General features: G+C 47.3%; 8 protein-coding genes. 7 read left to right on the top strand and 1 reads right to left on the bottom strand.

The window, feature by feature from the left end:
- The coding region (locus AC06L3_RS07475; RefSeq protein WP_475669994.1) for an HAD family hydrolase at positions 1–213 on the top strand (213 nt) is incomplete at its 5' end.
- A 671-nt stretch (positions 214–884) separates the two neighbouring features.
- Positions 885–2,420 carry a hypothetical protein gene (locus AC06L3_RS07470; protein WP_475669993.1) on the top strand — a complete coding sequence of 512 codons (1,536 nt, stop codon included), beginning with the start codon at positions 885–887 and terminating at the stop codon, positions 2,418–2,420.
- Between the two features lie 235 nt (positions 2,421–2,655).
- Here AC06L3_RS07470 and AC06L3_RS07465 read toward each other — a convergent pair whose 3' ends face one another.
- On the bottom strand, positions 2,656–4,719 hold the full coding sequence (locus AC06L3_RS07465) for an HD family phosphohydrolase (RefSeq protein WP_475669992.1): 2,064 nt from the start codon (positions 4,717–4,719) through the stop codon (positions 2,656–2,658).
- Positions 4,720–4,748: 29 nt separating this feature from the next.
- Here AC06L3_RS07465 and AC06L3_RS07460 point away from each other — a divergent pair, with 29 nt between their 5' ends.
- From AC06L3_RS07460 to AC06L3_RS07440, 5 genes are read left to right on the top strand one after another with little or no spacing between them, the layout of a single operon-like run.
- Positions 4,749–5,636 (top strand): alpha/beta hydrolase, encoded by an 888-nt coding sequence (locus AC06L3_RS07460; RefSeq protein WP_475669991.1) that lies wholly within the window; start codon positions 4,749–4,751, stop codon positions 5,634–5,636.
- A complete protein-coding gene (locus AC06L3_RS07455) occupies positions 5,626–6,417 on the top strand; it encodes a class I fructose-bisphosphate aldolase (RefSeq protein WP_475669990.1) in 792 nt (263 codons plus the stop codon). Before AC06L3_RS07460 ends, AC06L3_RS07455 begins: the two co-directional genes overlap by 11 nt.
- A gap of 4 nt (positions 6,418–6,421) precedes the next feature.
- Entirely contained in the window at positions 6,422–7,462 is a 1,041-nt protein-coding gene (locus AC06L3_RS07450) for a zinc-dependent alcohol dehydrogenase (RefSeq protein ID WP_475669989.1), read from the top strand.
- A 13-nt stretch (positions 7,463–7,475) separates the two neighbouring features.
- The gene (locus AC06L3_RS07445) at positions 7,476–9,200 is read left to right on the top strand and encodes an amino acid permease (protein WP_475669988.1); all 1,725 of its coding nucleotides are present in this window, start codon (positions 7,476–7,478) and stop codon (positions 9,198–9,200) included.
- A gap of 6 nt (positions 9,201–9,206) precedes the next feature.
- On the top strand, positions 9,207–10,145 hold the full coding sequence (locus AC06L3_RS07440; RefSeq protein ID WP_475669987.1) for a hypothetical protein: 939 nt from the start codon (positions 9,207–9,209) through the stop codon (positions 10,143–10,145).
- Positions 10,146–10,296 lie beyond the last annotated feature (151 nt).

Here is a 10,296-nt window from a genome sequence, read left to right as displayed (position 1 = left end):
ATAAGAAAGATTCTTAGCATATACAACATTGAACCTTCGGAAATCATCGCATTCGGCGATGGCAATAACGACATTGAAATGCTGAAATATGCCGGTTGTGGAATTGCGATGGGAACGGCATCAGACGAAGTCAAAAATGCGGCGGATTACGTAACGGACTCCGCAGGCCACAGTGGCGTCAGCAAGTGGCTGTCTTCCTTTCCAGCTACGTAAGCACCTCCGCAGGCGCTGGATTAAGGCTTTCAAGGATTTTCATTCGGTCACCTTTTACATTCTGTGACGAGACGGACAGAGTAGGCCTGATTCCGATTGACGATGCAGTTCGGAGTGCCCCGTCGCTGTAGAAGATCAAGCCATAGGCGTTGTTGCCGTTGTACGGAAACGAGGTCCAGTAGAAGTCGATTCGTTTTTGTACTTGCCGCTTCTTTCCTCACTATTACCAGGCAGATATGCCCACTCTGCAAACGCATGCAGTCCTTACTCCACAAGAAATGAGAGATTCGGACACTGATGTTTTGTCTCGTATTCTGAAATAGTGCGGATTCATCCAGATTTGCACCGATAAAAATTTCGTTGGAAGGTGTACCTTTTTGAAAAAAATGTTTAACTCCACACCGTGCTGTTGCACTGTCAAATTAAATTCAGTTATATCAACTCAATCAATCAAAACAGAAATGAACAAGGAAATGAAACAAAAAAATACGCTGTCTTGACAACTTCTTCCAACATTTGGAACACTGACCCCTCAGAAACGGAAGAAAACCTGAATGTCTTCTAGCCTGAGAAACCAGAAAGACCATCAATCCAGAATAACAAAATAAACAAATACATCGAAAACATCAATCAGAACAATCATCCTTGCGGCTGCAACTGTTTTCGCGGCAATGTCCTGCCAGAAGGAGGCAGCAGCTCCCGGAACTCAGGATCCGTCAAAAACAGGTGAAACAATCCAGGTGAACATCAACGCCAGCCTCGGTGATCTTGCTGCGGCAGACGAAACCAAGGCAACGGCAAAATCGGTAGTCCGTCTCGAATGGGCAGAGGGTGACAAAGTACATGCATATTGCGGCAGCACAAAGATCAGCGGCGATGACGGTCTCACTGTTACCCCCAGCGAGAACGGACTGTTCGCAAGCCTGACCGGTACGATAACCCCTCCTAACAGTGGCCAGACAATCACCTTGGTTTACAGCAACGGCTGCACAGCCGAAGGACTTGATTTCGATTTCTCCAGCCAGAAGAAGGATAATGGTATTCCTTTCGTAGCCTACGGCACGCTGGTATATGACGGAAGCGGCAGCATCGAGGGCAAGATGGTAGGGTTCAAGTTCGCCACCTCGGTTATGAAGATAGCCGCCACAAACCTCGGAGGAGGTTCGATTACTGACGCCACCATCACAAATATCAACAGCAAACTTACATTGACTCCCAAGGAGAACGGTGAACCTGATATAGAGGGAAAATCCGTCGCCGGTGGTAGCAGTGTTGGCAGTATCTCAACAAACAACATTGATGCTCCTTCAGACGGCACCAAGGCTATCATCACCGTAGGCCTTGTTCCTGACAACCATACTACTGCAAGAAGCATTGCAGTCAATCAGACCGGCTACACCAACAAGGGCGTCATCACATCAACCGAAATCAAGAGTAACAGTTCTTACACGACTCCCGCCTCTCTTTTCCCTTGTGGAACGCTCAACGGGCATGATTATGTCCTGATTGCCGGCATCAAATGGGCTACCAGTAACCTCTGCGCTCCAAATCATTCCACTGACGCTTCAGTAGGTGATTATTTCCAGTGGGGTGCATATAAGGATTATGTAGACAATACCGACAATGGTCTTCTGCTTTACAACCGCTACAATTATCCAACAAGTTATCCAGACAGCCCTGCGGAGTACGATTTTGAAATGAAAAATGGATACGACTTCGGCAACGTCAACAGTATTTCTCCGTATTGGGAGACAAATGCGTACAAAAAATATACTGATAAGGGAGCAACGCTGGCTTTAACTGATGACGTAGCTAACATTATCTGGGAAAGCACCTGGCGTATGCCTACCTGCGCCGAGTTCCAGGCTCTGCTTGACGCTACATATAGGGAATGGGATAGCGAAGAGCACAGTCTTTACTTCTATGCGCCTCAGTCCGGTGACGCAGGAAAGCAGAGCGAAAATAGCAGCGGCACCTACGACAAGAGCAACGCCCTGTTGTCCTTCCGAGATGTCGGCACTGTCATAGAAACATCTATCAAATTATTTCCAACCGGGCAATCCTATTATTGGTCAAGTACTCTCTGCGCTGGCGATGATGGCAATACAGAAAAAGCGTACTGCTTGTCCATCGGCAGCCACGGTGCATCTCTGGACTCCCCACAAGCACGTTGCGTCGGATGCCCGGTGCGTCCCGTTTCAGATTAATTGACGCCAACCAGGGAACATTCAAAAACATTAGGAGGTCGACTATAAAGGGTCGGCCTCTTCTTGTTTTATGAGCGGAGCGAATGGTGGGGTTGAGCGCGGCTAGACGGTCTCCGGAGGAGAGCAGCCGACGCCAATGCTGCAGGATTCGACTATGTGATTTACCTTATATGAATGAAAGAATGCCCGCAGTCTTATTGGTTGTGGGCATTTTCGTGTTCCATTGGATACAGGATTATTTCGTCCTTTCAGGATAGGTGATTCGTGAATGATATATTTCAGAAATATGCTGCTTCATTTCTGCGCATACAAGCTTTATCTCCTTAAGGGAAATGTCCGCATCGGAGAACTGTCCGTCATCCATTTTCTGCTTTACTAATTTGTCTATCAGTGCTCCAATGCTCTCGGATGAATAGTCCTTCAATGTCCTGGATGCCGCTTCAATAGTGTCTGCAATCATAAGAATGACCTGTTCCTTGGTCTTTGGCAGCATTCCTTTGTATGTGAATTCATCAATTTCCGAAGGATTGCCACCATTGTTGCAGTGCTGACTGTAGAAATACATAACCTTGCTTTGTCCGTGATGGCTTATGATGAAGTCAATGATGGGAGCCTGCAAGTGCGCCTTGCGGGCATATTCAACTCCATAGGTTATGTGGCTCAGGATGTCGCGCGCGCTTTGCTTTGGAGTGAGGTCCCTGTGATAGTTGAAGCCGGCGGTCTGGTTCTCAACGAAGCAAAGAGGATTGGCCATTTTACCAATGTCGTGGTACATTGCACCAGCTTTTATCAATCTTGGATCGGCATCAATTGTCCTTGCCGCTCTCTCGGCAATGTTGGATACCATAAGGGAGTGCTGGAAAGTGCCTGGAGCCTTTTTCTGCAGTTCCGCCATTACCGGGTTGTTCAAATCGGCCAGATCGCGCAATGTGGCGGTTGACATCATTCCGAATGCCTTTTCAAGGAGGAATACAAGTGGGTAGGTGGCCGGTATGAACAAGGCGTTCAGGAAGAGGAACATAGGAATCGTATAATTGATGTCCTCAAATAACGCACCTGTCCTTACCAGATAGAATGAAAGGTAGGTCACGAACATGACCACGAAAAGTATGAGCGAGTTGAGAAACTGTTTCCATCCGTTCTTAAGGAAGGTGAACAGGAACATTCCGCTGATGCCGGATATAACATTTATGCAGAACAGCTCGGTTCCGGAATCAACAAGCGGTATCAATGGCAGGAGGGAGATGATATAAGCGGGGCAAACCAGCCTGTTCTTGAAGAATGCGCCCATGTATATGGCAAATATTGCGTACGGAACCATATACAGGTAAATCTGGTTGACCTCCTTGAGAATGACCGTGATGATGAATATTGCAAGCGGTACGAAAATGAAGAAAATCGTTTCGTTCAGTTTGTTGAACACGTTCACGTCAATCAGGAACATTGTCATGTAAAGCAGGCAGAGTAGCAGGGCCAGGAACACAGCATGGCCTGCAAGAATGGACCATTCATCGGCCTTGGTGCTTATTGAAGACTGATATTCAGCCTTGTATGAATCCAGTACCTGTTTTATTTCATCAGTTATGAGTTCCCCTTCAGTAACAATCAGCTGGCCTGTATAGAACATTCCTTTAGTGTTGCTTATGTTGCTTACGGCTTTCTTCTTGACCATCTTTGTTGTCTGAAGGTCAAATATGAGGTTGGGCTCCAGAATCTTTTCGAAATTGATGGATGCATTCACCTTGTCACAGATTTCCTTGTTGAAATTCAAGGAAATCCTGTCGCTCAGTTCCAGAGCCGCCTTGTGCGGCGTATAGAGGCCACCGAGGTTCATGTCAATTATCTCTCCGTCTCTGGATACTGAAATGAACCGTTCGTTGAGCTTTTCTCCATCAATGGATGGCAAGTCCTTGTTGGATACAATTCCCTTTGAATATATCTGCGAAACGGACGAGACAATGAAATTGCCTGTACGTTTGTCAACTATGGTTGAGAAGGCCTGGATGAGTTCCGCCTCAACCTTGCTCTGGACCGCACCGTTGAAAGTGTAATATGGAATGATTCTATCAGCAATCTCAGCCCTTTCTGTCATAAGCTCCGCATCGGTTTTCAGGATGGGGAAGTCTATTGAAGCCTCAAGGGTTTCATACATCCAGTGGCCGCCCTTCTTGTAATCATACTTGAATTTCCCTTCGTTGGGGAAGAAGAGCAGCATTATGACAAAGGCAATTATGAAACTGAATGATATGCCTTTGTTCTTTCTGAGGCTTTTGTTTTTGCTGAAGTTTATATTTTCCATAAATTTGTGCAGAATTTTATACAAAAGTAATGAAAAGAGTCCATAGTTTTTCCATTGCCGCTGTCATAGCTCTTTTTTGTTTGAGTCTCAATGTTTCAGCAGCGGATTCCGCATACACTGCCAGGGATGCAGGAGCAGGAATGATAGTCATCAATTCAGAGAATCTGCACACTGCGGATACCATTCTGGTCTTCACTCCGGGAAACAATTCCTTCACACCGGAGGAAAAGCGCGTGAAGGGTCCGAACATGCCAACAGTGATACTCCTTCACGGATGGAGCGGCTGCTGGAGGAACTGGAGCGACAAATACGATATCCAGCACATTGCGGATTCAACAGGATTCAGGATAATATGTCCGGACGGTTTCTATGCCAGCTGGTATATTAATGATGCTGACCCTCGGAAAATGCAGTACAGGACTTTCTTTGACGAAGAATTCTTCCCTCAGATGAAGGAAAGATTCAATCTTACAGAAGACAATACCTTCATAACGGGCCTGAGCATGGGAGGCCACGGAGCAATAAGCCTGTTTCTCAACCATCCGGACAGATACAGGGCGGCCGGCTCAATGAGCGGTGTGCTTGACCTGCGCGATACAAAAATCAAGGATTTGAGCGTTGCTTGCGGCGATTCCACAAGACTTGTAAGGGAATGCTGCGTTGAGCGTCTTGAAGGCATGCAGGACACCCTCAAGGCATTGGACAGAACAATGATAGTTTCCTGCGGATATTCAGACGGCCTTTTCCGCTCAACGGAGAGGTTCTCGGCCAAGTGCCGTCAGCTCGGTCTGAAGCACATAGCAGTCTTCTCTCCGGGAACGCATTCCTGGGCTTTTTGGGGCTATGCGCTCCAGCTGCACCTCACCGCTTTCAGACGAATATTGAACCAGGAGAACCAGGGATATTATGAGAAATAGAATTTTCCACAGCGATGGCAAATCATTCATTCTTGCCATTGACCAGCCTCTTACAATGCCGTCACCTTATCTGTCCGATGTGGCGTCCGTGATCATCAAGGCCATTGATGGTGGAGTTGATGCTTTTCTGGCAAATTACGGCTGCATAAGACATTTTTCAAAGCAGGGGATGTTTGCTGACAAGGGCTTGATTCTCAGGGCTGATGGCGGCTCTGTGATAATGGGAAAACCATCGGGGAAGCTGGAACTGCTTTACAATGCCGAGGATGCGCGCAGGGTGGGGGCGGATGCTCTTATGTGCATGGGCTATCCCGGCAGCGTGGAGAATGCCTCAACGCTGGCAAACGTTGCAGCTCTGGCAAGGCAGGCTCATGAGTGTGAACTGATGTGCGGTGCTGAAATGCTGCCATACGGTTTCGAGAAGCACGATGATATAGATACCAGAAGCATTGAGAACCTCTCGTTCGCTTGCAGGCTCGGTGCGGAACTCGGCGCGGACTTCATCAAGACCGAGTTTGTTGGCGGATATAAGTTCAGTGAAGTTGTACATAACTGCTACGTTCCGGTTCTGGTACTGGGCGGTGGCAGGGCAAAGACAGAAGAGGAGCTTCTCATTGAGGTGAAGGAGGCTATGGAGGCAGGTGCAAGCGGAGTTATAATGGGTCGCAATGTGGTCCGCAGCAGTTCAATGGTTTCATTGTGCAGGGCTGTTGCTGCAATTATTCATGATGATGTGCCGCTTGATCAGGCTCGTGATATTCTAAACAAGGTTAGGCATTGACAATATGGAAATAATATCGGCGGCCATAACTGAAGCCGGCAGGGTGGAACACCTGAGGCTGGACACAGCTGAACTTACAGGCAGGGAGGTGCTTGTGAAAGTTCATGCGGTGGCATTGTGTTCTCTTGAGCAGAGAATATTCATGGGCGAGGTGAAAATGCCTTATCCGTGCTGCGCCGGTCATGAAGTTTCAGGCGAGATTGCGGAACTTGGTCCGGCTGTAAATGCAAAGCTCTGGAAAAAGGGTGACAGGGTTGCAGTACGTCTTCTGTACAGTTGCGGAGAATGCCATGAATGCAGAAGCGGCAGAACCAATATGTGTGAGAAATCTCAGAAAAAACCTGTTCGCAGCGGTTTGCTGCCCGGTCCCGGAGGTTGCTGCAATTATGTGATAGTGAATTCGGATGCGCTGTTCAGCATACCTGATGATCTGAGCTATGAGAAGGCTGCTCTTACAGAGCCATTGTCCTGCGTTGTTCACAGCATCAACAGGGCGGGGGTGAACCTTGCTGATGATGTTGTGGTCATTGGTGGTGGAGTAATGGGGCAGCTTCATGTGATGCTGGCCAAGATGCGCGGTGCAAGGGTGATTTTGAGCGAAATGAATTCTGAAAGGAGGGATCTTGCCTTGAAACACGGCGCAGATATGGTTGTGGACCCATCGCAGTGCAATATAGTTGAGAGAGTTAAGGAGATATGTGGCGGCAGAGGCGCGGATGTTGTCTTCAATACCACTCCGATTCCTCAGGTGTTTGCACAGGCTGTTCAGATGGTGGCCAGACATGGTACAATGGTTCAGTACAGTTCGCTGCATCCTGATGTTCCTGTAGAGGTACGGCCTCAGTATATCCATAATAACGAAATCAATATCATCGGAAGCATCAGCCCAATGGTTCAGGACTTCCACACGGCCAATATGCTTCTTTCAAAGCATCTTGTTGATGTGAGCGACCTTATAGAGGCAACAGTTCCTTTCAAGGAGGCGCAGAAGGCGTACGAACATTCAGTGCTGCCAGGAAAATTCAGAGTGATAATAAATGATTGACCGGAGGTGAAAGATGAATGGAGGTGAAGGAAAGTTAGGGTTCGTTTCTTGTGTGGCTCTGGTGGTAGGAGCATGTGTTGGCAGTGCCATTTTCTCACTGTCGGGACTTACAATATTCTTTGCAGGCGCTTCGGCAATTCTGAGCTGGATCATTGCCGCCGTGGTGTTTTCTCTATACGGAATGCTGGTTGCAGAGCTGGCTGTGAGATATCCTGATTCAGGCGGTATATTCATATTTCCCAAGAGAGCGTTTTCAGGGCGTTCAGGCTCATTAGCCGGTTTTATCAGCGGATGGGGCTATATCATGTCCAATATTGTTGCAATAGGCTTTTCTGCAATGTATATTGGCAGATATTTCATTGCAGGAATCTCAAGAATGTTGTCAATCCCTATTGAGGACGTCATCTGCAATGGAGGGTATTTCAGTTCACCAGTGTCCGCTCTGGCAGTTGTCATCGGTTTCATCCTGCTTGTAAGAGGAGGAAAAAGATCACAGACGGTGCAGAATGTTCTGGTGATTATCCTTCTGGCTACAATTGCAGTTTTCTGTACGGCAGCCTTTACCGGAGGCCATTTCCATTCCGGATCTTTCAATAATTTCTTCGGCGCCGGAATTCTGGGAGGGACAGGTTTCCTGAGCGCAGTGCCAATTGCTCTGGTAGCATACGGAGGAGCGATTGTCGTGCCTTTCCTTGCTTCGGAAATAAGTAAACCGCATAGGAACATTCCACGTTCACTTCTATACGGACTGCTGGTTGTTGCAGTGATTTATGTTGCGCTCGTAGTGTCCATTCTTGGCACTCTTCCGCTTGATGCAGTGAAAGGAAGTGAAACTTCCAGACTTATACCATTGTTCGCTTCAATCATCGAAGGGCATTTGTCCACCTGCAGCTGGCTGGTTCCCATTGTGGCCTTGAGCGGTATCATAGCGTTGTTCACAACAGTGATAATGCTGCTCAGAGTCAATTCCAGAGCTGTTCAGGCAATGGCGGCTGAAGGATGCCTGCCATCTGTCTTCTATAATGAGAACAAGGCAGGAATTCCATATCTGTCACTGCTGCTGATGTCTGCTGTGACTGCCATAATGTGCTTTTTCCCTGAGATAACATCCAAACTGATCCTTATGGGAGCAGTATTGAACGTAGTCTCAATGACAATCACGAGTGTTTCACTCATGGTTTCAAGGAAAACTTATCCATCGTACAAAGGATACAAGGCGCCTCTTGGAGCAACACTTCCAATAATTGTAATTGCAATATTCTGGCTGTGTTATATGCCCGACATCATTGGGGGGAGCGGAGAAATCTGGCTGTTTTCCGCCATTGTGTATGCCAGCGGACTTGTATGCCGCTTGCTTATGGGAGGCAAGGACAAGAGGATGCTGGGAGGAGTTGTGGTTCATGGAAAGGGGCACGGCCATCTGCACGGAATGCCTACCGCCAATCTTGAGCCCTATGCCGGTGAAAAGTTGCCGGAGCAAGGGGTATGGGCCGTAAACGTTTATGTATGCGGTGGAAAATACAAGGGAGTGACAAATGTTGGCCTGCGGCCTTCAGATGACAATTCCAAAATACCTACGGTGGAAACTCATATCATCGGCTTCAACAGGGATATATACGGTGCCGCAATGAGTCTTGAGTTCGTGAAATATATAAGGGAAACAAGAACATTCGCCAATCTTGATGAGTTGAAGCTCCAGATTGAAAAGGATATTCAGATTTCGAAAACAGACAGTTGAAAGCTTATGAAAAAGATATATAAGGTTGCAGAGCACATATTCACACTGGAATTGCCTGACAGCAGCGCCGGTGCCATTGAAAGACTGCTGAAGAATTATGAGCCGTTCGATATAAGTGTAAGTGTTTCTGGGGAATGTGCGGAATCCCTGTTCACGCTGTCTCTTGAAGATAGCTCCAATCCATACAATGTGGATCATGCGGATGAAGCGATATCAAGCGGATTGCTGAAAGAGATATATGCCGGACATGCGGAGCCTGACGAGCCTAAACTTGATATATATGATACGGAATCCGGCGAGTGGCAGGTGGAAATGGCGCCATGGGAGAAGATTCCAAGCTGTGCCAGCCTTATCATAAGGAAGGACTGTTCATACGCACGCTTGTACTTGAAGCAGAAGAAATACTGCAAATTCGCCTTGGACAATTCCCTGATGGTGATGTATGCGTTCAGGACTGCCGGAATGAACACATTGGAGATGCATTCATCGGTTGTTGTGAACGGAGGCAGAGCGGTAATGTTCCTGGGGCACAGCGGTGCTGGAAAGAGCACACATAGCAGGATGTGGCTTGAGAACATAGATGGCACCGAACTTATGAACGATGACAATCCTATAGTAAGGCTTTCTGAAAACGGTGAGGTGATTGCATACGGTTCGCCCTGGAGCGGAAAAACTTCTTGCTACAGGAATATGTGCGCTCCTGTAAGCGCATTTGTGAACATTCTGCAGCATCCTTCAAACAATATTGAAAAATGCAGCATTCTTGAGACTTACGCCTCAATATATTCTTCAACATCGGGCTTCAAACTTATGGAGGATCAGGCTGACGGCCTGCATTCAACCATAAGTGGTGTAATGTCCTCCGTGCCTTGCTACAATCTGCGGTGCCTGCCGGACAGAGATGCCGCAAGGTTATGTAAACAGACTGTATTCAATGAACAATAAATTTTATTCATATGAAACCCTCATGACATAATTTGTAGTCGCCAAAGTTCATGAAAAGGGTTGACGCCCGTCTATATTATATACACCAATATACATTAGACTATGGCAGACATCCAGTTCACACAGGTCGTATCGCGCGGTTGCGGTATGG

This window comes from Candidatus Egerieousia sp. (assembly GCF_056211015.1).
The sequence above is the reverse complement of the archived record's forward strand: the minus strand, read 5'-3'. Positions and strand labels throughout refer to the sequence as shown.

Excerpts from the sequence above, each read along its gene's own strand:
- AC06L3_RS07470 (WP_475669993.1), top strand. The coding sequence starts at position 885 with ATGTCCTGCCAGAAGGAGGCAGCAGCTCCCGGAACTCAGGATCCGTCA.
- AC06L3_RS07440 (WP_475669987.1), top strand. The coding sequence starts at position 9,207 with ATGAAAAAGATATATAAGGTTGCAGAGCACATATTCACACTGGAATTG.
- AC06L3_RS07445 (WP_475669988.1), top strand. The coding sequence starts at position 7,476 with ATGAATGGAGGTGAAGGAAAGTTAGGGTTCGTTTCTTGTGTGGCTCTG.
- AC06L3_RS07450 (WP_475669989.1), top strand. The coding sequence starts at position 6,422 with ATGGAAATAATATCGGCGGCCATAACTGAAGCCGGCAGGGTGGAACAC.
- AC06L3_RS07455 (WP_475669990.1), top strand. The coding sequence starts at position 5,626 with ATGAGAAATAGAATTTTCCACAGCGATGGCAAATCATTCATTCTTGCC.
- AC06L3_RS07465 (WP_475669992.1), bottom strand. The coding sequence starts at position 4,719 with ATGGAAAATATAAACTTCAGCAAAAACAAAAGCCTCAGAAAGAACAAA.
- AC06L3_RS07460 (WP_475669991.1), top strand. The coding sequence starts at position 4,749 with ATGAAAAGAGTCCATAGTTTTTCCATTGCCGCTGTCATAGCTCTTTTT.